This is a genomic window from Acinetobacter sp. NigerLNRRAM0016, from assembly GCF_054112845.1.
Map to the genome: position 1 here is coordinate 1 of NZ_JBSYVT010000032.1, position 24,129 is coordinate 24,129.

Sequence of the window (24,129 nt, forward strand, 5' to 3'; positions counted from 1 at the left end):
GCTGTATTTTACGTTTAAGCCCTTAAATAAAAAGACTTACCTTAAAGATCTGGTTCCTGCTGAAATGATAACTTTACACAGTCCACAACAAAGTCCTCGTGAAATACAGGGTGATGAGAGAATTGTGATGTTACTGGATCGGTTTATGCGCCAGTGTCATGCAGTAACTTATTTAGAGACAAAGGCGCAGCCAGATTTTCACTTTGTCTTTGAAAATGACGAACGGATCATCTCATATATGATTTATCAGATTGATGAAGACAATTTTCAGATGCAGACGAATCAGCAAGTGAAAGACTCAATCTGGAGTAGTGTGAAAGCACATTTTTATGAGTGTGATCAGAAGCCTTTATTTAGTTGATAAATTTCAATGCTTTTAACGCTTACGGGATGTCTAGATGGTAAAAATATAGAGATACGTTTTACTCTATAAATACTTCTAGTGGATAGTGTGCAACTAACCAAAGCATAATAATAGTGAGATGATCTGAAAACATAGCCTCTAAGATTGCTTTGACTGTCCATGACCATTATATCAATGGTGCTATCGACGTAGAGTGGTTCAAAGAAGAGTCAGAGAAGCGAAGCAGTCTAAAGCTTATAAATAGAATTGAAGAGAGAAAGAGCGATTGGAATCAATCTATATTTCATCATTTATCACGACCTATGGAATATCAATGATTTCTGTAATTCAATTAGAAGTTCTTTATGTTCAGATCATTTATTATGAATCATTTTCAGATACTAAAACCTAGTAATACAACAGTAATCAAGGCGATTAAACCGCATAGAACCCATAAGCCAAGAGCCAGAAATAAAGATATAAAAACCTTCCTGAAATTTGAAAGTTTATAGTGTTCTAGGCTCCATACTACCGATATATAAATGGAGATAAAACAAACGAGTCCAATCAATCTTGAATATGAGGAACTAAGGTCCTTAATTTTATTTAGATCAGTCGTGAGATAGGCAATATTGAGAATGATCCAGCCAATAGAAAGAACAATAAACAGGAGGAAAAATCTGAACCAATTTTTATGAATTAAGGTCATTCTAAGCTTCTCTTTTCTTTAATTATTATGCTCTATCTAACATGTGATTAGCTTAACTCTATATCGAGAATCCATAAAATCATCTACGTTATTCTCTGGAAAAAAAAGCAGGTTAAAGCGACTGATAAGTGAAATCTATTTTTTTATTAATGTATTACGTATAATTTGAGTTCGTCGACTGATGAAATGGCTCTTACATCTTTATTGCCTATACTTTTATAAGCATCGTAAATGCAATTTATCTAAAGTTAAATACTATACAGGTGAGATTGGTCAGCCATTTTTACCTTGATAGACTCCTGAATAACCTGCTTAAAAGTATTTGTACAAGTATTTTTAGCCCCCACTTTTTTTTCTGCACAATGAGTGATAGGGTAAATGTGATCAATACGCAAAGCCTTTGCTTCATCACGCTTTTTTTATCGCTTCGGCTAATCTGATGAGAGGATATTGACCAAGTGTAAGTGTCTTTGGCATGGCTAAAGATCGGTAACGATAGTACCTATATTTCTTCCCAGTTGGTTTTAGTTCTAAGCACAAGTCATTTGAATCAGTTACACGTTACATCTTTTCAGCTGGCTTTAAGGAGTAAAGTTTAGAATCACTCAGTATGATAACAATGAGTATGAGTGGAAGTACTCGCAAGATATGGTTTTACTAGGTTTGGTTAAAATTCTTCCAATTAACTAAACTATTGTTTAATAAGAATAGAAGATCATAAGAATTTTTAAAGGGTGATCTGGATTTACTTTAAAAATAACATGATTAATCAATATTTTTATCCCAAAGTCGTAGAGGAATACGAAAGTATAAGGAGTAGAGTGAATAAGGAATTCGGCAGACAACGCGAATAAGAATACAAACTGCTTAACGAATCTGAATGAGGTCATGAATGGATACGATTCAACAAAAATCTACGCTCCCCTCAAAACTTGTCTGGAGTTTAGTCGCGATTATAGGCGCGGTGTCTTTTGGAATATTAGCGGTTAGTCGTGGAGAGCATGTCAATGCAGTATGGCTAGTTTTAGCCGCCATCTGCGTATATAGCATAGCTTATCGCTTTTATAGTCTTTTTATTGCAACCAAAATCTTTGAACTGAATCCGAAGCGATTAACGCCAGCACATCGTTTAGCGGATGGTTTGGATTATGTGCCGACCAATAAATATGTATTGTTCGGACATCATTTTGCAGCCATTGCAGGTGCAGGTCCCTTGGTGGGTCCAATCCTCGCCGCACAAATGGGTTATCTGCCTGGAACACTCTGGTTACTGATCGGGGTGGTTTTTGCGGGTGCGGTACAAGATTTCTTGGTGTTATTCATTTCTACACGTAGAGATGGGCGTTCACTGGGTGAAATGGCAAAACAGGAACTTGGTGCTTTCGCGGGAATTGTGGTTATGCTTGGGGCACTAGGCGTAATGATCATCATCCTAGCGGTACTGGCGCTAGTCGTTGTGAAGGCATTAGCCCATAGTCCGTGGGGTGTGTTTAGTATTGCCGCTACCATCCCAATTGCCCTGTTTATGGGCGTGTACATGCGTTACCTGCGCCCAGGTAAAATTGCAGAAGTCTCGATCATTGGTTTTGTACTGATGATGATGGCAATTGTCTATGGTGGTCAGGTTGCCGCAGATCCGTATTGGGGGCCGTTCTTCACCCTGACAGGGACGCAACTTACATGGTGTTTAATCATCTACGGCTTTATCGCCTCTGTATTGCCAGTATGGTTATTGCTTGCACCGCGTGATTATCTGTCGACCTTCCTGAAAATTGGGGTGATTGCGGGCTTAGCTGTCGGAATCATGGTGGCTATGCCAATGCTGAAAATGCCATCCGTAACGCATTTTATTGATGGGACAGGTCCAGTATTTTCAGGCAGTTTATTTCCATTCTTATTTATTACCATTGCCTGCGGTGCAATTTCAGGTTTCCATGCTTTAGTATCGAGTGGAACATCACCGAAACTGGTCGAGAACGAAGTCGATATTCGCATGATTGGTTATGGTGGTATGTTGATGGAATCATTCGTTGCGATTATGGCGATGATCTGTGCAACAGTACTGGATCCAGGGATTTATTTTGCGATTAATGCGCCATCTGCGGTATTAGGTACTACGGTTGAATCTGCCGCAGAAGCCGTGCGTAATTTAGGTTTCGTGGTCACACCTGAAACGCTAAGTTTGTTGGCACAAGAAGTTGGCGAATCAACCATCTTATCCCGTACAGGCGGTGCGCCAACCTTCGCGATTGGTATGGCACACATCATTTCGGAAATCTTTAATAACCGTTCGATGATGGCGTTCTGGTATCACTTTGCCATTTTGTTTGAAGCATTATTTATTTTAACTGCGGTGGATGCAGGTACACGTGCTTGCCGTTTCATGGTGCAAGATACGGTAGGTATTGTAATTCCAGCCATCAAAAAATCAGGTTCGTTTTTTGGTAATGTCGTAGGTACAGTCGTAGCCGTTGGTGGTTGGGGCTTCTTCGTCTATCAAGGTGTGGTGGATCCACTCGGTGGGGTCAACTCCTTATGGCCGCTGTTTGGTGTCGGTAACCAGATGTTAGCTGCGATGGCCTTGATTTTAGGTACGGTCATCCTGTTTAAAATGAAGAAAGAAAAATATGTTTGGGTGACCATTATCCCAACGATTTTCTTACTGATTACCTGTATGGTTGCAGGCTGGCAAAAGATTTTCCATGAAAATCCAAAAATAGGCTTCTTGGCACAAGTCAATCGTTTCTCGGATGCGATGGCACGTAATGAAATTTTAGCACCTGCAAAAACTGTATCAGAAATGCAAACTGTGATTCTTTCCAATCACATTAATGCAGCCTTATGTGGTTTCTTTATGATTGTTGCCGTGGTGATGGTAATTGCATCCATTGGGATTATTCGTCGCGCATTGGCAAGCCCAGTTCCGACTGTGCATGAAGCGCCAGCAGTGTATGCGGAAGAAAATGTTTCAACAGCAACTTCAAGAGGTGAGTAATCATGGAATTGAAAATTGCTAAGAATGGTAAATCCATGATCGTGAAAATCATCAAGATGACCATCATGTCGCAGAAGGATTTGATTCTAAATCCAAAGAATTGGTCTCGAATCGCAACCTTGTGGCAGCGCTTACAGCAGAGTTTTCGCTTGATGGTGGGGGTGCCTGATTACAATCATTATCTGGAGCACATGAAAAAGCATCATCCAGATTTAACACCAATGGATGCCAAGACCTTTTATCGCCATTGTGTGGATGCTCGTTATCCTACTGCGGGCGGGAATTTGAAGAAGTGTCCGTGTTGAGTTTCTTTTAGAAAGTTACTGATTCCTTTGGAAAAAGTAGAAAACGGTGTATGTTAAGCATGCGCCGTTTTTTATTGGGGAAGATTTGTGATTTGGGCAAAACAGAAAACTGAACAGCACCTTGCAGAAGATACACGAAAAATCGAGGCTGCAATTCAAGCCAATGCCACTAAGATTCAGGCATTTCTGACTCAAATTAATCAAATTATTCTCGATAAACACCAACAGACCAAATTGGCGCTGAGTTGCTTACTGGCTGGTGGGCATGTCTTGTTTGAAGATTTACCCGGTTTAGGCAAAACCACACTCTCCAGTGCTTTGGCGCACATAGCGGGATTACAATTTCAACGCATTCAGTTTACCAATGACATGCTGGCGAGTGATGTCATTGGTGTGAATATGTTTAACCAAAAAGAACATTTGTTTGAGTTTAAACAAGGTCCGATTTTTACCCAAATTTTACTGGCGGATGAAATTAATCGCTGTAGCCCCAAAACCCAGAGTGCTTTGCTTGAGGCAATGGAAGAAGGTGCGGTGACGGTAGATGGCGTGCGTTATGCTTTACCTCAACCATTTTGGGTCATTGCTACACAAAATCCGTTATTCCAGAGCGGAACTTATGCTTTGCCAGAATCACAGCTAGACCGTTTTCTCATGCGTTTATCATTGGGCTATCCTTCACGCTCGGCTGAAAAGCTTTTATTACAGCAAGATTCAAGACAGGTTCTAATTTCAACCTTGGCGCAAGTATTCCAGCAAGATGAAATTCTACAATTACAACATTTAGTGCAGCAGGTCTATGTGGGTGATGTGGTGATGGATTATCTGCTGGATTTGGCACAAGAAAGTCGCAAAGGGCGGCATGGTTTGTCGACCCGCGGGCTGCTGGCGTTGAAAAAAGCTGCACAAGCGCATGCTTTAATTGAGCAGCGTAGTTTTGTCACGGCAGATGATGTACAGGCAGTTTTTGTTGCAGTGACTGCACATCGAATTGGTTTAAGTGAATCTGAAACAGCCCAGCTGATGCGACAGATTCGTATCAGTTAATGGTAAGGAAACTTAAGGTGATTCAGTCATTCTGGGCAAAATGGACAAAAAAAAGGTTTAGTTTTACCCGCCAAAAAACACTGATGCAAAAGGATGTGTTGGTTTTTATCTATCAGCAAGGTTATTTATATCTGGTGCTGATTTTAATCACCTTTATTGCTGGGGTGAATTATGCCAATAACCTGATTCTGGGTTTTTGCTTTCTAATAAGTGCCATTTTATGTATTAGTTTTTACATTACTTTTAAACAATTACACGGCTTAGAGATAGAAGTTTCTTATGCAGAACTGGGGCAAGTAGGTCAGCCTTTACGATTAGATATTTATTTCAAGCAAAGCCAACTGCAAGCGCGCTATTTGTGGGTTCAGGTAGGTGAGCAGATTGATCATATTCTGTTGGGTGATCTACAGCATCATTATACGCTCGAATTGCATCCTGATTCACGCGGGCTTTTCATCTATCCGACAGTCAAGGTATTTTCAGTCTATCCGTTTGGACTGGTGCGGGCATGGACGTATCTGTATTTAACAGGACAGTCATGGATTGCGCCACGTGCCGAATATTCTACGACGGAACAACAGCGCAGCCAGCAAAAGCAGGAACTTGAGTTTGATGAGTTCCGTGAGTTACGCAGTTTCCGACAAGGTGACTCGATTCAAGCCGTTTCTTGGAAACAGGTGGCGCGGGGACAGGGGCTTTATGTGAAAGTGTTTGAACAGCACGATGATCAACATAGTGTCGAGATTGACTACCAACATATGCCAAGCAGCGATCATGAGGAAAAGTTACGTTTGATGATGGGATTGGTTGAACAATGTGAGCAACAACAATGCGCTTATCGCTTGCTTTTACCCCATGCCGAACTACCAAAAGGGATCGGGGAGCAGCAATTACTGCAAGCTAAACGATGGTTGGCGCAGGCTTAAAGTATGAAAAATACCATTACTGCATCAGTCAAATTCGCTATTTTACTCAGCTTGAGTTTAATTCTGTTGGCTCAAGTTCTGTATTTGCCCCTTGTACTTTCAGGTCTATTGCTCCTTACGATTACCGCTTTATACTTGCATTTTCGGCAAACAGAATTACACCCATTTTCTAAGTTTTGGATAGGTTTGGGTGTGGTGGCAGCACTTGCCAGTATTTATCTGAGTTATCAAACATTGATTGGCGTAGAAGCTGGGGTTGCCATATTAACCACCTTCTTATTTGCCAAGGCTTTAGAAATTAAAAATCGTCGTGATGTGATCATTATTTTTAATTTTGCCTTATTTGTCGCGGCAAGTTCATTTCTGTTCAGTCAGTCGTTCGGGATGGCGGTGATTGTGCTGGCGTGTTTAGTCAGTAGTTTGATGGGATTGTATCGGCTACAAACTTCAGGTTTTCATCATCAAGCAAAAATGACTGCGGGACTGAGACAGGATCTCAAGCATGTGACTAAATTTATCGGTCTGGCTTTACCCTTTTTTATCTTGTTATTTCTGTTTTTTCCACGTTTACCGCCCTTATGGCATATTCCGATTCCTGAAAATAAAGCCATGACAGGCATGAGCGATCGCATGTCGCCAGGGGATATCGCGGAATTATCACAGTCCAGCGCATTGGCTTTTCGTATTTTAGGAGATATGTCGAAACTGCCACCACGTTCTGAAATGTATTGGCGGGCGATGGTATTGGATCACTATGATGGTCAAACATGGACCAGTAGTCCGAGAAATCAGCAAAATTTTCGACCTGAAAATCAGGAATATTTAATCCGGCAGAGCAAGTTTGCTTATCAATATTTAGCAGCCAATCCACAAAGCAGTTGGGTGATGGGGCTGGATCAATCAATCCCGAATAATAGTCAATACTCATTAAAAGTAGATGGCAGCATAATGCCTAATCGGGCTGTTCAGTCGAATCAACCTATAGCACTACGATGGTTAGGCGAGTCGAGCTTAAGTGACCATATAAATAACTCTCAAATCGTATTCAGAACCACTACGGATTTTCCTGCAAAATTCGATCTGCGTTCGCAACAGTTAGCACAACAGTTATTTGAACAATCGGGTCGTGATCCTGAGCGATATATTCAGCATTTGATTGATTGGTATCAGCAGCAACAATTTTCCTATACGCTACAACCTGGCTTGCTAGGACAGAACCGTATTGATGAGTTCCTATTTCAGTCTAAACAAGGTTTTTGTGAACATTATGCGTCCAGCTTTGCCTTGTTGATGCGTTATGTTGGAATTCCTGCTCGAATTGTTGTGGGTTATCAAGGCGGGGAGTTAGCGCCTGATGGTCAAAGTTGGGAAGTCCGACAACTGGATGCTCATGCTTGGACAGAGGTTAAGGTAAAAGAGCAGTGGGTCAGGATAGATCCTACTGCTATTATTGCACCGCAGCGTATTGATTCGGGGATGCAAAACTATATGCAAGCCGATCAAAATGTATGGGGAGCACAACGTTCCAGCATGAGTTATCAGCAATATGCTTTACTCAAAAAAATGCGGATTTGGAGTGATTACGCAAGCTATCAATGGCAAAGCAAAGTGGTTGGCTATAATACTGAATCTCAACAAAGTTGGTTAACCAAGTTTGGTATTCGCTCTACTTATTCCATGGTCATGGTTTTATTTGTTGGTATTGCATTTCTTGTCGCAGGCTATTTTTTCTATATTTTTTATCGTAAATGGAAAAATACGTCTGAGATTGATCGCTTCATGGCGCATTTTTCTAAAGGATTGCAGCCCAATTGGCGGAAGCAAGAAGCTGAAACGGTTAGCATGTGGATGCATCGGCTGGCTGATCAAATTGATACGAATGAAGCTCATACCTTTGAAAAGGTTGCTTATTTACATCAGCAAATTAAGTATGCTCCGCAACATAATCTGCAAGATATCGATGAGCTCAAGAGAGTGCTTAAAACTTGTGCATCTGTGTTGAAAAATAAAAGAAAGTTCTTGTCTAAGTGAAAAAAACTGAATATGATGCGTGGCATATAGGCGTATAGCTCAGTTGGTTAGAGCGCTACGTTGACATCGTAGAGGTCTCCAGTTCGAGTCTGGATATGCCTACCAAATAAAATCAAAGACTTATAAGTAAATCAGATGCTTATAGGTCTTTTTTTATGGGGAATTGTCGCTGTTCTAACTTGGGAAAGTTGGCAAAACTGGCAGAAAATGGCAATATTTACGTCAAATTTGCGACAAGTCTGCGACAAGATGAAACTGCCAAAACCAAGAAAAAGAGGTGAGACGTACACAATTACGATCTCATATCAGAATAAACGATATTACTGTACCCGCGACACTGCAGCTGAATGTGAGCATTGGGCTGCGCTCAAATTACTTGAACTAAAAACCCAAACCCAAATTGAATCGGGTGAACTCAAGCCAAAATACACTTTCCGTGATCTCAACGATAAATACTTCGAAGACGTTGGCCAATGGAACAAATCTAAATCATCTTTGGCTTGGATCAAAGGGCAGTATAAAAACTTTGAGATGAAGTTCGGTGCCCTGGCACAACGATCTATCTATGACATCACGCCCAAGGACCTAACCATTTGGCGGAATAACCGGCTTACTCAAGTTGGGGAAAATACTGTACTGAAAGAAATCTCACATTACAGCGCCATGTTCACCTACGCGCATAAGGAATTATTTCTCCTGGATGAAAATCCTTGGATGCAAATGACCAAACCCAAAAAGCCAAAAGCACGTGATCGTCGTATTCATCCATCTGAAATCGAGCTCATGCTAAAAGCACTCAATTATGAAATGGGAACGGTGCCTGTGTTGCCCCAACATTATGTTGCTTGGGCTTTTCTGTTTGCACTGGAGACAGCCATGCGTCGGGGTGAAATTCTGAGTATCGAGAAGAAAGATATTTATGATGAATATGTGCACTTGCCTAAGACGAAGAATGGAGATCCAAGGAACGTCCCTCTATCAGATGAAGCTTTAGCATTGTTGGAGTTGATTCAGCATGATGGTCGTCGTTTGATTCCTCAGTCTGAAAATGCATTTCGTTTGATGTGGGAAAGACGAAAAGATGAGGTAGGTCTAAGTGGCTTGCATTTCCACGATACACGGCATGAAGCCATTACGCGGATGGTTCGGATTCGAAAATTGCCTGTAGAAGTGTTGGCCAAGATAACCGGACACAAAAAAATTGAGGTTTTGGTGAATACTTATTACAACCCGGATGCAAAAGATTTGGTTGATGCATTCAAGTCTATAGAAAGAAATAAGCCCGCATAAAGCGGGCATTGATCAGTTGATACGTTTAGGTCCACGTCGTCGTGTTTGCTTTTTTAATAATGCATCTGCAGCATCTGGATCATACATGCATTTGCCTTGGCTGCCTTGGTTAATTGAAGCGAGTTTGGTGCGAATGGTTTCATCAGAGAAGCCATACTTTTTAATCAACTCAGCAACCGATACTAATTTGCGTTTTTCGAGCTTTAACGCAGTAACGGTACCACCAAATACGTTTTGACCTAAAACAAGCTGTGGAGCAGATTCAGCTTCAATCGTGACGATATATTCAGGCATATTATCGCTCCTTTATACATACAAAGTGTTGAATCAGATTTTCTTCAGCACAATAAGCATTTGGATTGCCTCTTTGATCGAAGGTCATTAAAACTGCTACAAGTTCATTTTGATAACCAGCGTGCATAATTTCTTCATTACACAATGTGATATAGCTATCAGTCTTGCTATCAGACCAATTTTTATTAGCAATATACATCTGTTCTGAGTGCTTGGTACTAGGATCATTTTTTACAGCTATACAGATTTTTTCGATTGCTTCTACTACGAAATAACCCATTTTTTCAAGCTGTTGTTCTGTAAACTTTGCCTTATGATCAACTGAGTGTGAAATCTCACATTGCTTTTGTATTAAAGCAGCTTCACGAATTTTTTTAATAGACATCATTATTGCTGCTCCTGTGCTGCGATCATCTTTTTATAAATAAACTCATTACGAGAGTTATCACTCATTAGTGAGATTTCATCATCGTAAGCCCATGTTGAATCAATCATTTTTGGAGTTGGCTCTTTAGGTATCAGGACATATCCTTCGGGTACTGCATGTGCTTTTGCTTTTAGCCAAAGTTGCCATGCATCATCGGCTGTTAGATTGATGTATGAGTTGTAGTCTGTAATAAACGTATCCAGTACTAGGCCATTTCTGATTTGGCATTCATGTATATAAGTACGAGTTTCTTTGAAATGTTGTTCAAACACTTCTCTTTCTTTATTCATATCCATCACGCCACCATCGCCTTTTCTTTAATTTTGTTAAATGTCTTGGCATCCAGTTCCTTTTCAGCAATTCGAAGGAAACGTACAGCCAGCTCCTGTACCGGAGCACTACTTTTCTTCATCAACTTGGCATCTTGATCAAGCAGGCTGATGGTTTGATTTGCCCGTGTGATCATGGTTTTAACTTCAGACAAATGAACATTAATCAAAGCAATTGAATTGCCATTGTTGCACTTATCTTTCGATTCAATTAAGGCAGCACGTTTAGCTTTAAGCTGTTCACGTAGATCTAACAAATCATCACGGCTCAATTGTTGGCTAATTTTTAAAGGACTCTCATTCAAAAGAGTTTCTTGAACATTTTCTAATTTCATCACACCGTCTCCTGCAACAATTTAAACTCCAATTCCGCAACATACTTCGACAAATCTTCTGCAATCTGTATTTGGTTCTGTACATGCTGTCGAATGTAAATAAACTGTTTCGCCTGGTGAATCGCATCATCCAAAGCATTATGCTCAGTACCTTCAAATGGCATTTCAAACTCAGGTACAGTCTTTAACAGGGTGCGAAAGCAGAACTCTCTCGAGTACTTCCACGGCTTTGCAATATCAAAATGATCAAGGGCATTATTGATCCAGCGGATGTCTGCCAATGAGCCTTTGCTCCAGATCTCCTGGCATTCATTTTCTTTATAAAAATTCACCAGTGCCTTTAAAGCCATTTCAATGTGATAGGTGCCACTGAAAGCAGCTGCACGTGCATCTTCACTTTGGCGGTCCCACCAAGCAAGGGTAGACTGGCTCACAGTAAAATCATGTGCTTTGGCAGTTTCAGCATCAATGCCTACATGGAATTTGCTATAGATCTGTTCATGGTCATGCACAACAGCACCAATACTGAGTAGAACAGGGCGTTCACCAATATCAAGGGTTTCACAATCAACCATTAGAATTTTTTTCATGAACGGTTCTCCTTGTGGCGATTTAAGTAAATGACACGGCATTGCAGACAAACTTGTTTACCTGATGCGAAAACACGATATTCAGTATCGCCATGTAGCGCACACTTGCCCTTAAATGTACTTTCACCAGCACTTATTGCCTTAGTCTTTGCCTCGAAATTAAACTTATGGCGTTCCTGTTCTTTTGATAAAGGCTTATCTAAACTTGGCAAAACTGGTCGTTTAGCACTAACAGAATGAGCCATTGAAGCCCGCATAGACTGTTGGCCAGTTTTATATTCACTATCAGATGGCTTTTTGCTTAAAGCTGAATGGCCAAAAGGAATTTGAGTAGGCTCAGATTTGCCCTGTGCCAGCAAGAAGTCTTCGACTTGTTGGGCAAGGGCAATGGATTTGCCCTTTTTAATGAAAACATCATGATCAATATTCGACTGCATTATGATTCTCCAGTTCCCATAAAACAGATTCAGCGGTTTCTTCATCAACGGTCACTGGAATGGTGTGTGGACCAACTAAATGAAGCGTAAGAATTACATTTTTATATTCAGCGTTAATTGCTGCCTGTGATGGCACGGTTTTTATTGAGACATCACGTACATGCACATGCACAAATTTGTCTAAATCAATGATGTGGGCTATGCCATTAGTGTCGGTAAATTTGAGCATTCAGACTCTCCCGATTTTCATAACGCACTTGAAGCTGCTTTGCTTCTTCAGTCAGACGAATGTAGGTTTCAAAAGTTTGCATCAATGCCCAGACCATTCCTGCTATAAGAGCTGTACTAAGTAAAAATGCAAAAGAGATAACAACGGCTTGAGCTAATGTAATCATCAAGGCACCTCATTCAGTGCGATCTGAGCAGCTTCAAAATACTTTTGCTCATCATTTGTTGGTTCAGCTTGTTCTTGAATCAGGCAGTGGCAGCATTGCTCATCTGTGAAGTTTGAACATTTGTCCTGGCATGGATGGTTTTGATTAATCATGTCGATTCCTCAATAAGTTGATTTCTATAAATTCGACGTACTTTTTTTTCTAAAGTTTGCTTCTTGGCTTGGTTGATTTCTTCTGCATCGAAAGCAGCTTGAATAAATGCGAGTGCTTGGCTTTGTGCTGCAACCAGTTCAGGACCTGCTTTGGCATTTCCTAAAATTTGGATTGCAGCATCAATTTGCATTAGGCTGTCTTTGCACATAGCTTTCTCCAAAGACGTTGAAGCCATGGCTTTTTTTGAGGTTGTGCAAAGTCATCCGCTTGTAGGCGGTTGATGATAATTGATTCAAAAGTTGATTTATTCATAATAAAATCACCTTATAGGTTATTTGATTGGTGAATTATTAATTTATTAAATCAACCTTGTCAATACTTTTTGGTTGATTTATTTATATTTTGGGTTGATTTTTACTGAGTTGGAAAGTTAAAAAGTCAGCGATGACTTACTATTTTTATAAATAAATATTAATAAAATTCTCGTAAAACTTAATTTTTATAAGCAAAAATAAATCATTAGTTAATTTTTATAAGTGAAAAAATAAGTAAAAGTTAATTTTTATAAAAAAAGGTGGCATATGCCACCTAGAAATTTATATTCATTTATTTTATTTGGCTTGGAGAAATGAACATTTTCACTGGGGAAATTCGATCTATAGAATCCTTCTGAAGAGTTTCAATTGCACCTTCAACAGAATCTATTTTGACTAAGCCATCTTGCTCAAATAAATATTCACCAGCATAGATAGATCCATTCTTACAGAAAATTAGAACCTCTTCACCAGCAATTGGTTGGCCTGTGTATTCACATACGACGGCATAACCATTTCGATATGGTTTTGCGAAGCCAGTACCTTTGATTAAGTAAGCAATAGGATTGATCATTCCTGCTGGAACGTGAATATTCTTTATTTCTTCAGTATTGGCGCTTAATTCCAAGTTTTCACCTTTGGACATTTTTAGAATGTTGGAAAGTGAAACCATTCTAAGCGCATTACTTTGATCAATGCTAGGGTGATTTTCTATTTTATTGGTTGTTTTTGTTATGTGTGCGACACTATCTGTCGCCACTTGGGACTGAATGATATTTTTAATAGCAAGTTTATCATGTAGATGATCCAACCACCCTGTAGGTACATTGAGAGCATCGGTAACTCTTGCCGCAAATTTATCACCTATGTTTTTTTGAGATTTCTTGCCTAGATACTGATTTAAAAGATTATATTCTATGCCTAGGCGTTCACAGAACGCTTTACGGCTTCCAAATTGGTCCAATATTTCTAGTAAATTACTTTTCCTGATCTCGTAAACTGTTTGCATTTGAGCGCACCTTAAACCAAATATTGAGGTTGGTATCCTCTGTCACCACCTTGCTGCCAAGCTTCAGGGTGACTGTACTTATTACTATGCGGTGATTATCATTCATAAATTAAATAAAAAAAATCAACCTATAATTTTATAAATCAACTTAAAGGTATTGACTTCGCGATTTTAAAAAATTAATAATGCGCTTTAAGAAATAACCTTAAAGGTGATTGTATATGCTTAAAGTTGATTTTGACTTTGCACAATATATCCGTCAAATGTCTGAACAAAGTCTCATTAATTTTGCCTTGGCATCAGGTACTACACCGAACTATATCAAGGCTCATCTGATTTATAAGAAGAAAATCCCGCGTCCTGAAATGATCGATGCATTGGTCAAAGCTTCTCATGGTGATTTTTCTAAACATCAATTTATCTCTTGGTTGTATGACTTGAAGATAGCTTAGGTTTTTTTTCTCCCAAGAAATACGATTTTCGAAAAGGTTTAAAATCATGATTAATAAGAAAGAAAAAGTACTTTCGCTTTCTATGGCATTAAGAGCTGCTGTGTATAGCGAGGGGGATCAGTCGTTAATATCAGTAATTGCAGAAAAGAATTGTTGGAATGTCACGACTTTTCGCAATTCCCTTTGCCCTACAACAACCACGCATAAAGCCAATATCCATCACCTTGAAGCAGTGCTTGCAGAAACTAAGGACAGCAGAATTATGGACAGTGTATGTGCGATCCATGGCAATGCAGGGTGGTTCGAGTTACCTACAGTCGCAGAGGATCTAGACCAAGCGAACTACATGAAAAAATTAGGTGAACTAGCCCATGAACAGGGTGGACTTGCTCAATCTATTGCAACAGCAGTGTCGGATGGTCGTATCACAAAACTTGAAGAGGCTGAAATTTATCAGGAAGTTTTAGATTTAGTACGAGTCGCTACGACCATTTTTGCCATGGTGAAAAAACAGCGTGAGCATGACCAGGAGGGCAAATGAAACAAGCAAAAATTCAGGCTGATGACATTAAACATGCAGCCCAAGGTAAATGGTCAGATTTAATTTTCCCCAGTTTTGGAATAGAGGTGCAATGGAAAAAGAAAACCCCATGCCCGGCTTGTGGTGGTCGAGACCGTTTTTGGTATGACGATAAAAATGGCAATGGTGATTATTTTTGCCAGCAATGTGGCAATGGTGATGGTCTGAGTCTCATTGAAAAATGCACACATATGAAGTTTCCTGAAATTGTCCAAGAAGTTGGGGCAGTTCTAGGGCTGGATGCTAGTTCAAAAATCACGGATGAACATCGTGCACAGTGGGCGAAAGAGCGTGAAATACGCAAAAAGGAGCAACTGGAGCGCGAGCGTAAACGGCAAGAGCAGATTGCACGTAAAGCTGAAGGTGATTTTCGTTCTGCATATTTAGGTGAGGAAAGCCTGTATTTGAAGAATAAGCAGGTAGAAAAGGACCCAAAAATCAAAATCACGCACAACGGGAACTTACTTATTCCTGCCCATGATGAAAATGGCAAGATTTGGAATCTGCAAACCATTGAAGCCGATGGCCATAAAACCTTTATCACTGGGGATGTGAATGAACATGGCGAATTTGAGTCTGGTGGCGGGCGTATGGGTGGTTTGTTCTTCATGATTGGTGAGGTTCAGCCCGATCTATACGACAGTCACATCATTTGCGTGGCAGAAGGCTATGCCACAGGCATGTCGATTTTCATGGCAACAGGTTATCCAGTGGCACTTTCATTTGTAGCCAATAATTTGCCAAAAGTAGGTGCGGCATTACGCCAAAAATACCCAAATGCTCAGTTTGTTTACTGTGCAGATGATGATTCAGCCAAGGATGATACAGGCAAGAAATACGCGCAAATGGCGTTAGATATTACAGGCGGCATTATGGTACTGCCCAAATTTAAGCAAGTTCAGGAGTCCATTGCATGAGTTCTACCAGTTTCACAGACTTCAACGATTTGCATATTTCTTGTGGGTTGGAAGAGGTAGCAAGACAGATCCAAAATGCTATTTCTACCCTTAAGCTTTCCCCCGAACCCCCTAAAAATACAACCCACAATTTTCAGGGTCAAACATCGGAAATTGCAGAAAATCCTGTTGTTGAACCTAAAGGGGAGGCGGGTATTTCACAGGAAAATACTACTCAAGCAGAGCCTTCACCTGAAGAGCAGATGGAAAAATGGATTGCCCGTTTCTGTTTAATCGAGGGTGAAACCAATGTATGGGATGACTACGGCAAAAAGATTTGGAAAAAAACGGCCTTTCAAACCATGTTGGGCGGTAAAAAAGTTTTTGATGCATGGAACTCACACCCGAAACGTAAAACCATATCTTCAGATGATGCCAATGGTCGTGCTACTGGTGAAAGTCATATCAAAGCCAAAGAGATGATTGATCGATTCATTATGCTTGAAGGTAAAAAATCCTGCTGGGATACATTTCGTCGGGAAATGGTGAGCACTGATGTGATGAAGGATAACTGGGCAGGTGCTTATGAAATGTGGGCGAAAGCACGTGATAAACGCATGATTTGGCATGAAGATTTAGTCTTTGTCCCATCCATGCATATTCGTGAAGGTCAGATCAATACTTATGATGGCATGGAAATTTCACCCATCATGGATGCAAAAAATCAGATTGTTCCACAGGCAGATGCACTTGAGTTGTGCAGTCCAATTATTAACTTGGTCAAATTCTTGTGCGGTAAAGAAACCGATGCATACGAATGGTTGATGAAATGGTTGGCTTATCCTCTCCAGCACCCGGGCGCAAAAATGAATACCTCAGTTTTACTGTGTAGTGCTGTGCAAGGTTCTGGTAAATCCTTGTTCTTTGAAAAAATCATGACACGAATTTATGGTGAAAAATATTCAGTTACGTTGGGGCAAAATGGTCTTGAATCCATCTATACCGATTGGGCTGAACGTAAGCTGTACTGCTTATTTGAAGAAATATTTAACAATAAATCTAAGTTCGGCATGATGGGCTTGATCAAGCACATGATCACTGGAGAGAAGATCCGTATTGAGAAAAAGTTTATGTCGGGGTATTCACAGAATAACCACATCAACTGCGTGTTCTTATCCAACGAAGTTCAGCCACTCGCTATTGAAGAACGTGACCGTCGTTTCCTTGTGCTCGAACCCAATCAGAAATTAGGAGATGACCTCAAAGGATTAATCGAAAATTGCCTTGAACCCGATAGCAAAGCAATCAGTGCATTTTATACCTACCTGTTGTCGCAGGATCTAACAGACTTTACCCCATATACCGAACCACCAATGACCAAAGCCAAGCATAAAATCATTCAGTTTGGTTTACCTGGCTGGAAGTTATTTTTAGATGACTGGCGTGCAGGGGTATTGGACAATCCGTTTGTTTGCTGTTTGTCGGATGATTTGTACATGGCATACCGCCAGTGGTGTCACAAGAACGGGGAAAAGACCATTCCAGCCAATAAGTTTCTAAGCCTGATCGCATCTGAACGTGTAGTTGCCAAAGGGCATGGGCGCATTTATGAGGATGTGGTGACGGGTGTAGGCTATCAAGAACAAAGGAAAGTCGTTCAACGACGAGTCATCTTTACAGCCAATTACCCAGCTAATGAAAAACAGGTAGATTGGTTATCTTCACAAGTAAAGCAATTCCGTGCTAAGTTAAAAGGAGATCATGATGTACCACCTGTACTCTAATAAAAAATCTAAAAATGTTACGGGTGTTACGGGTATGTTACGGGCTTTTTCGCCACCCCGTAACACGTTCTACGCCTTACCACACAAGACTTTCAGCCTACCTGTTACAGGTGTTACGGGCTTATGCACGCGCGCGCACGCGGGAAAAAACTCATTACTACTTAATTTAATCAATTCCATATACCTTAATTATTTCTCTATACGAGTAAAAACCCCCGTAACACCCGTAACATCCGTAACAACAATTGATTTTAAATAACTTTTTAATACCTGTACCCGTAACAACCCCGTAACAAACAAGGGGTAGCCCGTAACATTGCTTATAAAATGAGCTAAGGTTGATAAAATGGAAAAATATATTCGCTTACTAAATCCAAAAACCACAAACTTCGATGCTATCGGTGGGGGAAATCATGGAGCTATGACAGCTCAAGATGTTTGTGTAGCATTGAGCTATGCAAATTTGACAACCGTACAAAGCAACTTAGTCGAGTTATGTGCTTTGAATCGCAATTCTACCGAGCAGATCAAAGCATCTGCTCAGGTGATACATGCTGAATTGATTCGTACCAAGCAAGCTGAAATGTCTACTGAGCATGAGCTTTCCATTTTTGTTGCACTGGTTGAGTTGTCAAAGGTTCCCGCTAACTACACACCATCAGAGCGTAATCGTGCGATTATTGCTGGGGTGAGTCGTATGCAGATCCAGCGTAAATTAGGACAGTCGATCAATAAGTTTAAAGAGATGCTTAAGGACGAGATTGAGATAGCATCTGAGAAAATTAATTACCAATTAAAAAAATCAACTTAAAGTTTATTTAATGTATTGACAGGTGAGCCAGTTTTAATCTACATTTCTCCACAATGAGAAACTATATCAAAACGCTGTAGTTCCACTCTGAAGAGCCGATAAGGCTCTTTTTTTATGGCTGCATGTCCAGTTTCAATGTCGGGGCATGCAGCCCTTTTTAATTTGGAGATTGGTTATGCAGGCAACGCAAATTGTTCAGGTCAAGGTCAAGTTATCCAAACCTAAGATTGTTTTGGCTTATGCACTGGGTGCAGTTGGCGCGGTAGCACAAGTACTTTCCAAAAAATTAATTAAGAGTTCAGTCACAACGCAAGTGGTTCCAGTTCATGACAAACAAAGCACCTCAGAAAGCTAAACGTCCATGCCTGGTCAACAGTTGCAAGGACTATGCAACGAACCAAGGTTATTGCGATAACCATCAAGACAAAATCAAAAAGAGAGATCGTGAACGTGGTACCGCACATCAGCGGGGCTACGATGCTAAATGGACCAAAGCACGTGATGCATTCTTAGATGAGCATCCACTCTGTGTTGAGTGCCGCAAGACAGGTTATATCAATCCTGCCACGGTGGTGGACCATATCATTCCACACAAAGGCGACCAGACACTGTTCTGGGATAAAACGAATTGGCAACCGCTTTGCGAGACACACCACAACATCAAGACCGCGACAGAAGATCGGGGAAGTTGGTCTCCAGTAGCAAAGCAAACCAAAGCGAACAAGGACAGCAAGAACGAATTCAAGGTGAGTGACCGCTTACTGGTTGCTACTGAGTACGCGCAAGAATGTTTGATGTGTGATGACAAGACAGTCTTCACTGTGATTGAAGTCCACGACAAGACAGTGTTCGTACAAGATGACGATGGCAACGGTGGTCGGCTGCATCACTCACATTTCAAAAGACATACTGAGACTACACACGTTAGCTAGTCTCAATGTTGGCAGCTCGGAATAGACGGCACGTTCATGTGTAAGCAAAACTCATGGTCGTTATATGCTCGACAGGATGTTGAGATAAGGCGGGTACAAAATGGATTTGACTTTGGTGACGGCAAGCCATTAACGCATAAGTTGGCCATAGCACACGACACTTCTAATCCCTGTCAGAAATGGCAGGGATTTTTAATTCATATTTCTTTTAGGGGATATGGGGTCAAAAGTCGAAACTGACCTCTTATAAAAGACCGCCCCCCCATCAAATTTTCACGTGGTCAAAAGTCCATAGGGGGGTATACCTCCGATAATTAACAAGTTTTAGAAATTCAGGAGGTTTGTATGTCTAGAACTGGCCGACCTCCAAAGTCGTTGCAAGAAAAACAATTGAGCGGTGCTCGCATTCGTAGTGATCGGGATGAAGAATCCCAAGTTGCAAACGCTGCTGTCGATTTAGGCCTGCCACCTTGCCCAGTATGGCTAAATAAAAAAGCCAAAAAGCACTGGGACACATTGGGACCAGTATTGGTTCAGGCAGGATTGCTTTCTGTTGTGGATGGTGATGTGTTTGGTCTTCACTGTGACAACGTTGCAGCCTACGGTGAAGCGATGGAAAAACTTCAAGAACTAGATAAGTGGGTTGGAAAAACGCCCAACGGGTTTGAAGTGCAATCAGCTTGGCTCCAGATCCGCAATAAACTCCAAGAACAAATGATCAAAACAGCCCGTGAATTTGGGCTAACACCTGCAGCGCGTTCAAGCGTGAAAGTGGACAAACAGCAGCAGCTCAATTTGTTAGGCGCGGAAGCAGCAACCAATCCTGAAAATGATGTATATGGCGGGTTTGAAATTCGCCAAAGTTGATAGCGAGTTTTTATGCGAGATTATTTTAAAATTTCGCTCCAGTACTGCCTTGACGTACGATCTGGAGTGCGTACAGCGGGGCAGCTGGAGAAACTAGCTGTAAAACGGTTTTTAACAGATTTAAGCAAATCCAATTTTAATGCTGAATTGGTTGATGAAGAAACCCAAGAATTACTGCAAAAATTAAAATACAAACCAAAGCCTGATATAGATTTTGAGTACGAATTAGATCTTTCAAGAGCGCGACATGCGCTCTTTTTTGTTGAGACTTGCCCGCATGTAAAAGGGGATTTGGCAAAGCTTCGTCCTGATGGCACACGGCAGCCTTTAATTTTGGAGCCTTGGCAGGTGTTTGCCACGCTCAATATTTTTGGCTGGATTGGGCAGGATGGGAAAAGGCGGTTTTTGTATGTTTATATCGAGGTCGCAAAGAAAAATGGTAAATCTACTTGGCTTGCTGCCATCGCATTATATCTCTGTTTTATCGATGGTGAAATGGGGGCTGAAGTTTACACTGCAGCTACATCGGCTGATCAGGCAAAAATCGTATTTAACGATGCAAAGAAAATGGTCGAGTACTCGCCGAAAATGCGTGCGCACTTCGGTATTGAATATTCTCAATATTCTGTGTTTCAGACTGAAACAAACAGCATGCTTAAGGCGTTATCACAAGATCGGGGCGGAACAAAAGACGGTCTAAATGTCCATGCTGCCATCATTGATGAATTGCATGCGCATAAAACTGCAGATATGTATGACATTGTGGCCAACGGTATTGCTGCACGTAGTGAACCACTCATTTTAGCCATTACCACGGCTGGGGACGATACCACCAGTAAATGCTACCAAGAACGTCAGGTCGTGGTAGATATTTTGAAAGGCAAAGCCAAGCATGATCAGTATTTTGGTATGGTTTTTTGTCTGGATCGGGGTGATGACTGGTTAGATCCAAAGGTATGGGCCAAAGCCAACCCGAATTATGGCGTGTCGGTGAATGAAAAATACCTGCATTCGGTATTTGAAAAGGTCAAAGTGAGTCCAAAGCTTGAAGGCATTACCCGTCAAAAACACTTAAATGAGTGGGTCGGGTCAATGGATGGCTGGATTTCTCCAACGATTTGGGCAAATTGCTACTCTGATGTGAAATATCACGACCTTAATGGGCAAATTCGTTTTGGTGGCTATGATTTGGCAAGTCGTTTAGATTTGGCAAGTTGGGGCGAATTGATTCCTCGTTTTGAAAGTGATGGAAAAATTCATTGGTATGCATTTTCTCATTCATACATTAATGAGCATGTCATTGAAACCAAAACAGCAATCAACGGTGAAAAACGACCTGATGAATACCCTGTCTGGCGTGATCAAGGTTATCTGATTGCGACTCCTGGTGAATCAACAGACTACAAGCGAATTCAGCGTGATATTGAAGATTCTCATATCAAAAATCCGCTTTATGAGCTTGGGCATGACCGATACCATGCGGAACAACTTACAGCAAATTTGTTGGAAGAAGGGATAAATGTCATTGAGATTCCTCAGGTTGCAGAACATTTAAGCCCTGCAATGCGTTGGATTGAAGTTTTATTGGCTGAGGGGCGCTTCCATCATTGTGGTGATCCTGTTTTGACTTGGTGTGCCTTGAATGTGTTGGTAAAGCCTGATGCAAAGGAAAATATTTTCCCACGCAAAGGGTCTCCAGCGAAGAAGATTGATGCCATGGTTGGGATTATCAATGCTGCAGCACGTGCTCGATATTGGGATGATGAATCTGTTTTTGATTTAGTGCCTGGTGAAGATGATGGAAATATTGATGACTGGTTAAATGACATGATTAAGGTAGCGAAGCGATGAGTAAAAAGCGCGATAAAGTAAAAATTCGTGATAAAACCAATCGCGATAAGCTGAAGGTTCGGGGGACTGGACCAATGCAAGATAAAACGGGGACGACCATTATTGATCGTCCCCGTTCTGGTTTTAAGACCGCAAAACCTGTGTCATTTGACAGTGCCATGACCTTGAGTGCTGTTTTTGCCTGTATCAAGATTTTGACTGAATCGGTGGCAACCCTGCCACTGCAAATGTTTCAACTCAAATCCGATGGAACCCGTGTTCAAGTCAAAGATCATGATGTGATTCGGCTGCTGTATAACAAACCGAACCGCTATCAGACCCGAGTAGAGTTTTTTGAGCAGCTGATGCTGAATTTGGTCGCGGGTAATGCTTACATCAAGAAAGATTATGTCGGGAAAAAGCTGGTCAGTTTGCAGGTCATAAACTCGGGTTCGGTTGATCCGAGCATTCGGGATGATGGTACACCGCAATATAAGTGTCGATTGGGCAGTAAAACGGTTGAATATACCGATAAAGAAATTTGGCATATTAAGCTGTTTGGAACTGGTTTTGTGGGCATGTCACCCATTGCCTATGGTGCGCAGTCGATTGGCATTGGCTTGGCGGGGAGTGATAAGACTTCACGTTTAATGTCCAACGGTGCCAAGCCGACAGGGGCATTAAAGACCGATAAGTATCTGAAAAAAGAACAGCGTGATGCACTGCGTTCCGAGTTAGATCTTCTGATTAATGGTGATGATGGTGATATGGCAGTGCTCGAAGGCAATATGCAGTTCGAGCAGATCAGCCTGACACCTGAAGACCTTGAATTGATTGAAATTCGAAAGTTGGCTGTTGAAGAATCCTGCCGTTTCTTTGGGGTCAATCCAATCCTGATTTTCAGTACGGATTCCAGCACAACTTGGGGCAGCGGTATTGAACAGTTGGTCGATGGCTTTCATAAGTTCGGTTTACGTCCATATTTGGAACGAATTGAGGAAAGTGCCCGAATTCACCTCTTGCAGCGACATGAATGGGATGAATATGAATTCGAATTTAAGACTAAAGACCTGTTGCGGGCATCGTATCTTGAACGGGTTAAATCGAATAAAGACCGAATTTTGTCAGGGCAAGCGAGTCCTTATCAAGTTCAGATGGAAGAGGGTGAAATTCCTGATCCGAACTCAAACTTTATTATGGTACCAGTCAATATGACAACAGCCGAACGTATGAAAAATGGCAATTATGGAGCGAAAGCTGATGAATCTAAACCTGCAGGTGCGTAACAAAGCACTGCCCAATTTGCCGAAAGTTCAGTGTCGGCGTTTACCTGTAAAACTCGAAGCCCGTGATATTAAGCGTGACCCAAAAACAGGCGTGTTACGCATTACAGGTTATGCAGTGAAATGGGATTCTGTGAATCACTACGGTGAAAAATTTATCCGTGGTGCATTTGCGGAAGTTTGTGCTGCATTTGCTGCAGGTACCAAGAAAGTTCACGCTTACTATAACCATGGCTGGCGTATGTGGTTCCTTGATTCATTCATGGCCATGCGGATTGGTAAATATTTACGTTTGGAAGAGGATGATCAAGGCTTGCTGGTCGAGCTGGAATTCACCCCGAATATGCAGTGGTCCCAAACCATTGCTGCCATGGTTGAGCATGGTACCGTGGATGGTTTCTCGATTGCCTTTTATCCACCTGCACCAATGGATATGGAAGACAAAGGCACGCATGTTGAAATCAAACGTGCCGATCTGTACGAAATTAGTGTGGTAGATGAACCTGCAGATGATGCAGCTCGTGTAATTTCAGAGGATTCAATCAATGGCCTTGAATCATCCAGTGATGCCGTTGAACTGTTGCGCTCACTGGGATTGCATGGTGATTATGCCGACAAATTGATTTCACGTTTGAGTGAATTTGGAAAGCCACAAGAAACACCTGCACCTGAACCGAAAAAAGATCCTTTTGCATTCCTAGATTCGTCTGGTGTGTAAATCAAAATTCAAATATTGCCCGCTTTAAGCGGGTTTTTCATTTTCTA

General features: G+C 41.2%; 29 protein-coding genes, 1 tRNA gene and 1 pseudogene. 19 read left to right on the forward strand and 12 right to left on the reverse strand.

Annotation, left to right across the window (positions count from 1 at the left end; translation table 11 throughout):
• The coding region (locus ACWQ4X_RS15545; RefSeq protein ID WP_457904239.1) for a hypothetical protein at nucleotides 1-361 on the forward strand (361 nt) is incomplete at its 5' end.
• 1,099 nt (nucleotides 362-1,460) lie between these two features.
• Here ACWQ4X_RS15545 and ACWQ4X_RS15550 read toward each other — a convergent pair.
• Nucleotides 1,461-1,598, reverse strand: a pseudogene (locus tag ACWQ4X_RS15550) (Arm DNA-binding domain-containing protein); the annotation flags it as partial.
• 346 nt (nucleotides 1,599-1,944) lie between these two features.
• Here ACWQ4X_RS15550 and ACWQ4X_RS15555 point away from each other — a divergent pair.
• The 7 genes from ACWQ4X_RS15555 (at nucleotide 1,945) to ACWQ4X_RS15585 (ending at nucleotide 9,646) form a co-directional block, all read left to right on the forward strand.
• Nucleotides 1,945-4,047, forward strand: a complete 2,103-nt coding sequence (locus ACWQ4X_RS15555; protein WP_457904240.1) for a carbon starvation CstA family protein — start codon at nucleotides 1,945-1,947, stop codon at nucleotides 4,045-4,047.
• The gene (locus ACWQ4X_RS15560; protein ID WP_171479175.1) at nucleotides 4,047-4,352 is read left to right on the forward strand and encodes a YbdD/YjiX family protein; all 306 of its coding nucleotides are present in this window, start codon (nucleotides 4,047-4,049) and stop codon (nucleotides 4,350-4,352) included. The genes ACWQ4X_RS15555 and ACWQ4X_RS15560 overlap by 1 nt, the downstream gene beginning before the upstream one ends.
• A gap of 87 nt (nucleotides 4,353-4,439) precedes the next feature.
• Complete coding sequence (locus tag ACWQ4X_RS15565; RefSeq protein ID WP_100242878.1) at nucleotides 4,440-5,399, forward strand: AAA family ATPase; 960 nt, start codon at nucleotides 4,440-4,442, stop codon at nucleotides 5,397-5,399.
• A gap of 20 nt (nucleotides 5,400-5,419) precedes the next feature.
• Nucleotides 5,420-6,325: a DUF58 domain-containing protein gene (locus ACWQ4X_RS15570; RefSeq protein WP_457904280.1), complete on the forward strand. Its 906-nt coding sequence runs from the start codon at nucleotides 5,420-5,422 to the stop codon at nucleotides 6,323-6,325.
• 3 nt (nucleotides 6,326-6,328) lie between these two features.
• Nucleotides 6,329-8,356 (forward strand): transglutaminase family protein, encoded by a 2,028-nt coding sequence (locus tag ACWQ4X_RS15575; RefSeq protein ID WP_457904241.1) that lies wholly within the window; start codon nucleotides 6,329-6,331, stop codon nucleotides 8,354-8,356.
• 28 nt (nucleotides 8,357-8,384) lie between these two features.
• Nucleotides 8,385-8,461: transfer RNA gene (locus tag ACWQ4X_RS15580), tRNA-Val, on the forward strand.
• A 144-nt stretch (nucleotides 8,462-8,605) separates the two neighbouring features.
• Complete coding sequence (locus tag ACWQ4X_RS15585; RefSeq protein WP_457904281.1) at nucleotides 8,606-9,646, forward strand: tyrosine-type recombinase/integrase; 1,041 nt, start codon at nucleotides 8,606-8,608, stop codon at nucleotides 9,644-9,646.
• A gap of 12 nt (nucleotides 9,647-9,658) precedes the next feature.
• Here ACWQ4X_RS15585 and ACWQ4X_RS15590 read toward each other — a convergent pair whose 3' ends face one another.
• From ACWQ4X_RS15590 to ACWQ4X_RS15640, 11 genes are all read right to left on the reverse strand, one after another.
• On the reverse strand, nucleotides 9,659-9,940 hold the full coding sequence (locus ACWQ4X_RS15590) for a DNA-binding protein (RefSeq protein ID WP_457904242.1): 282 nt from the start codon (nucleotides 9,938-9,940) through the stop codon (nucleotides 9,659-9,661).
• A gap of 1 nt (nucleotide 9,941) precedes the next feature.
• Entirely contained in the window at nucleotides 9,942-10,328 is a 387-nt protein-coding gene (locus tag ACWQ4X_RS15595; RefSeq protein ID WP_457904243.1) for a hypothetical protein, read from the reverse strand.
• Nucleotides 10,328-10,663, reverse strand: coding sequence for a hypothetical protein (locus ACWQ4X_RS15600; RefSeq protein WP_457904244.1), 336 nt, complete (start codon nucleotides 10,661-10,663; stop codon nucleotides 10,328-10,330). Before ACWQ4X_RS15600 ends, ACWQ4X_RS15595 begins: the two co-directional genes overlap by 1 nt.
• Nucleotides 10,663-11,031 (reverse strand): hypothetical protein, encoded by a 369-nt coding sequence (locus ACWQ4X_RS15605; RefSeq protein WP_457904245.1) that lies wholly within the window; start codon nucleotides 11,029-11,031, stop codon nucleotides 10,663-10,665. The genes ACWQ4X_RS15600 and ACWQ4X_RS15605 overlap by 1 nt, the downstream gene beginning before the upstream one ends.
• On the reverse strand, nucleotides 11,031-11,621 hold the full coding sequence (locus tag ACWQ4X_RS15610) for a 3'-5' exonuclease (protein WP_457904246.1): 591 nt from the start codon (nucleotides 11,619-11,621) through the stop codon (nucleotides 11,031-11,033). The genes ACWQ4X_RS15605 and ACWQ4X_RS15610 overlap by 1 nt, the downstream gene beginning before the upstream one ends.
• Nucleotides 11,618-12,058 carry a hypothetical protein gene (locus ACWQ4X_RS15615; RefSeq protein ID WP_457904247.1) on the reverse strand — a complete coding sequence of 147 codons (441 nt, stop codon included), beginning with the start codon at nucleotides 12,056-12,058 and terminating at the stop codon, nucleotides 11,618-11,620. The genes ACWQ4X_RS15610 and ACWQ4X_RS15615 overlap by 4 nt, the downstream gene beginning before the upstream one ends.
• On the reverse strand, nucleotides 12,042-12,287 hold the full coding sequence (locus tag ACWQ4X_RS15620; protein ID WP_457904248.1) for a hypothetical protein: 246 nt from the start codon (nucleotides 12,285-12,287) through the stop codon (nucleotides 12,042-12,044). The genes ACWQ4X_RS15615 and ACWQ4X_RS15620 overlap by 17 nt, the downstream gene beginning before the upstream one ends.
• Entirely contained in the window at nucleotides 12,265-12,453 is a 189-nt protein-coding gene (locus ACWQ4X_RS15625; RefSeq protein ID WP_457904249.1) for a hypothetical protein, read from the reverse strand. The genes ACWQ4X_RS15620 and ACWQ4X_RS15625 overlap by 23 nt, the downstream gene beginning before the upstream one ends.
• The gene (locus ACWQ4X_RS15630) at nucleotides 12,453-12,605 is read right to left on the reverse strand and encodes a hypothetical protein (protein WP_457904250.1); all 153 of its coding nucleotides are present in this window, start codon (nucleotides 12,603-12,605) and stop codon (nucleotides 12,453-12,455) included. Before ACWQ4X_RS15630 ends, ACWQ4X_RS15625 begins: the two co-directional genes overlap by 1 nt.
• On the reverse strand, nucleotides 12,602-12,814 hold the full coding sequence (locus ACWQ4X_RS15635; protein WP_457904251.1) for a hypothetical protein: 213 nt from the start codon (nucleotides 12,812-12,814) through the stop codon (nucleotides 12,602-12,604). Before ACWQ4X_RS15635 ends, ACWQ4X_RS15630 begins: the two co-directional genes overlap by 4 nt.
• A 398-nt stretch (nucleotides 12,815-13,212) precedes the next feature.
• A complete protein-coding gene (locus tag ACWQ4X_RS15640; RefSeq protein ID WP_457904252.1) occupies nucleotides 13,213-13,929 on the reverse strand; it encodes a hypothetical protein in 717 nt (238 codons plus the stop codon).
• Nucleotides 13,930-14,150: 221 nt separating this feature from the next.
• On the opposite strand from ACWQ4X_RS15640, the gene ACWQ4X_RS15645 reads away from it, so the two are divergent.
• The 11 genes from ACWQ4X_RS15645 (at nucleotide 14,151) to ACWQ4X_RS15695 (ending at nucleotide 24,082) form a co-directional block, all read left to right on the forward strand.
• Nucleotides 14,151-14,381: a hypothetical protein gene (locus ACWQ4X_RS15645; protein ID WP_457904253.1), complete on the forward strand. Its 231-nt coding sequence runs from the start codon at nucleotides 14,151-14,153 to the stop codon at nucleotides 14,379-14,381.
• Between the two features lie 46 nt (nucleotides 14,382-14,427).
• A complete protein-coding gene (locus ACWQ4X_RS15650) occupies nucleotides 14,428-14,922 on the forward strand; it encodes a phage regulatory CII family protein (RefSeq protein WP_457904254.1) in 495 nt (164 codons plus the stop codon).
• Nucleotides 14,919-15,878: a primase-helicase zinc-binding domain-containing protein gene (locus ACWQ4X_RS15655; RefSeq protein WP_457904255.1), complete on the forward strand. Its 960-nt coding sequence runs from the start codon at nucleotides 14,919-14,921 to the stop codon at nucleotides 15,876-15,878. Before ACWQ4X_RS15650 ends, ACWQ4X_RS15655 begins: the two co-directional genes overlap by 4 nt.
• Nucleotides 15,875-17,641, forward strand: a complete 1,767-nt coding sequence (locus tag ACWQ4X_RS15660) for a DUF5906 domain-containing protein (protein WP_457904256.1) — start codon at nucleotides 15,875-15,877, stop codon at nucleotides 17,639-17,641. The genes ACWQ4X_RS15655 and ACWQ4X_RS15660 overlap by 4 nt, the downstream gene beginning before the upstream one ends.
• A 346-nt stretch (nucleotides 17,642-17,987) precedes the next feature.
• The gene (locus tag ACWQ4X_RS15665; RefSeq protein WP_457904257.1) at nucleotides 17,988-18,452 is read left to right on the forward strand and encodes a hypothetical protein; all 465 of its coding nucleotides are present in this window, start codon (nucleotides 17,988-17,990) and stop codon (nucleotides 18,450-18,452) included.
• A 175-nt stretch (nucleotides 18,453-18,627) separates the two neighbouring features.
• On the forward strand, nucleotides 18,628-18,807 hold the full coding sequence (locus ACWQ4X_RS15670) for a hypothetical protein (RefSeq protein ID WP_457904258.1): 180 nt from the start codon (nucleotides 18,628-18,630) through the stop codon (nucleotides 18,805-18,807).
• Nucleotides 18,779-19,384 carry an HNH endonuclease gene (locus tag ACWQ4X_RS15675; protein ID WP_457904259.1) on the forward strand — a complete coding sequence of 202 codons (606 nt, stop codon included), beginning with the start codon at nucleotides 18,779-18,781 and terminating at the stop codon, nucleotides 19,382-19,384. The genes ACWQ4X_RS15670 and ACWQ4X_RS15675 overlap by 29 nt, the downstream gene beginning before the upstream one ends.
• 345 nt (nucleotides 19,385-19,729) lie before the next feature.
• A complete protein-coding gene (locus ACWQ4X_RS15680; RefSeq protein ID WP_457904260.1) occupies nucleotides 19,730-20,251 on the forward strand; it encodes a P27 family phage terminase small subunit in 522 nt (173 codons plus the stop codon).
• Nucleotides 20,252-20,263: 12 nt separating this feature from the next.
• Nucleotides 20,264-22,102, forward strand: a complete 1,839-nt coding sequence (locus ACWQ4X_RS15685) for a terminase large subunit (RefSeq protein ID WP_457904261.1) — start codon at nucleotides 20,264-20,266, stop codon at nucleotides 22,100-22,102.
• Nucleotides 22,099-23,367: a phage portal protein gene (locus ACWQ4X_RS15690; RefSeq protein ID WP_457904262.1), complete on the forward strand. Its 1,269-nt coding sequence runs from the start codon at nucleotides 22,099-22,101 to the stop codon at nucleotides 23,365-23,367. The genes ACWQ4X_RS15685 and ACWQ4X_RS15690 overlap by 4 nt, the downstream gene beginning before the upstream one ends.
• A complete protein-coding gene (locus ACWQ4X_RS15695) occupies nucleotides 23,342-24,082 on the forward strand; it encodes an HK97 family phage prohead protease (RefSeq protein WP_457904263.1) in 741 nt (246 codons plus the stop codon). Before ACWQ4X_RS15690 ends, ACWQ4X_RS15695 begins: the two co-directional genes overlap by 26 nt.
• Nucleotides 24,083-24,129: the final 47 nt, after the last annotated feature.

Coding starts and splice junctions, on each gene's coding strand:
- ACWQ4X_RS15555 (WP_457904240.1), top strand. CDS start 1,945: ATGGATACGATTCAACAAAAATCTACGCTCCCCTCAAAACTTGTCTGG.
- ACWQ4X_RS15575 (WP_457904241.1), top strand. CDS start 6,329: ATGAAAAATACCATTACTGCATCAGTCAAATTCGCTATTTTACTCAGC.
- ACWQ4X_RS15585 (WP_457904281.1), top strand. CDS start 8,606: ATGAAACTGCCAAAACCAAGAAAAAGAGGTGAGACGTACACAATTACG.
- ACWQ4X_RS15590 (WP_457904242.1), bottom strand. CDS start 9,940: ATGCCTGAATATATCGTCACGATTGAAGCTGAATCTGCTCCACAGCTT.
- ACWQ4X_RS15595 (WP_457904243.1), bottom strand. CDS start 10,328: ATGATGTCTATTAAAAAAATTCGTGAAGCTGCTTTAATACAAAAGCAA.
- ACWQ4X_RS15600 (WP_457904244.1), bottom strand. CDS start 10,663: ATGGATATGAATAAAGAAAGAGAAGTGTTTGAACAACATTTCAAAGAA.
- ACWQ4X_RS15605 (WP_457904245.1), bottom strand. CDS start 11,031: ATGAAATTAGAAAATGTTCAAGAAACTCTTTTGAATGAGAGTCCTTTA.
- ACWQ4X_RS15610 (WP_457904246.1), bottom strand. CDS start 11,621: ATGAAAAAAATTCTAATGGTTGATTGTGAAACCCTTGATATTGGTGAA.
- ACWQ4X_RS15615 (WP_457904247.1), bottom strand. CDS start 12,058: ATGCAGTCGAATATTGATCATGATGTTTTCATTAAAAAGGGCAAATCC.
- ACWQ4X_RS15620 (WP_457904248.1), bottom strand. CDS start 12,287: ATGCTCAAATTTACCGACACTAATGGCATAGCCCACATCATTGATTTA.
- ACWQ4X_RS15625 (WP_457904249.1), bottom strand. CDS start 12,453: ATGATTACATTAGCTCAAGCCGTTGTTATCTCTTTTGCATTTTTACTT.
- ACWQ4X_RS15630 (WP_457904250.1), bottom strand. CDS start 12,605: ATGATTAATCAAAACCATCCATGCCAGGACAAATGTTCAAACTTCACA.
- ACWQ4X_RS15635 (WP_457904251.1), bottom strand. CDS start 12,814: ATGTGCAAAGACAGCCTAATGCAAATTGATGCTGCAATCCAAATTTTA.
- ACWQ4X_RS15640 (WP_457904252.1), bottom strand. CDS start 13,929: ATGCAAACAGTTTACGAGATCAGGAAAAGTAATTTACTAGAAATATTG.
- ACWQ4X_RS15645 (WP_457904253.1), top strand. CDS start 14,151: ATGCTTAAAGTTGATTTTGACTTTGCACAATATATCCGTCAAATGTCT.
- ACWQ4X_RS15650 (WP_457904254.1), top strand. CDS start 14,428: ATGATTAATAAGAAAGAAAAAGTACTTTCGCTTTCTATGGCATTAAGA.
- ACWQ4X_RS15655 (WP_457904255.1), top strand. CDS start 14,919: ATGAAACAAGCAAAAATTCAGGCTGATGACATTAAACATGCAGCCCAA.
- ACWQ4X_RS15660 (WP_457904256.1), top strand. CDS start 15,875: ATGAGTTCTACCAGTTTCACAGACTTCAACGATTTGCATATTTCTTGT.
- ACWQ4X_RS15665 (WP_457904257.1), top strand. CDS start 17,988: ATGGAAAAATATATTCGCTTACTAAATCCAAAAACCACAAACTTCGAT.
- ACWQ4X_RS15670 (WP_457904258.1), top strand. CDS start 18,628: ATGCAGGCAACGCAAATTGTTCAGGTCAAGGTCAAGTTATCCAAACCT.
- ACWQ4X_RS15675 (WP_457904259.1), top strand. CDS start 18,779: ATGACAAACAAAGCACCTCAGAAAGCTAAACGTCCATGCCTGGTCAAC.
- ACWQ4X_RS15680 (WP_457904260.1), top strand. CDS start 19,730: ATGTCTAGAACTGGCCGACCTCCAAAGTCGTTGCAAGAAAAACAATTG.
- ACWQ4X_RS15685 (WP_457904261.1), top strand. CDS start 20,264: ATGCGAGATTATTTTAAAATTTCGCTCCAGTACTGCCTTGACGTACGA.
- ACWQ4X_RS15690 (WP_457904262.1), top strand. CDS start 22,099: ATGAGTAAAAAGCGCGATAAAGTAAAAATTCGTGATAAAACCAATCGC.
- ACWQ4X_RS15695 (WP_457904263.1), top strand. CDS start 23,342: ATGAATCTAAACCTGCAGGTGCGTAACAAAGCACTGCCCAATTTGCCG.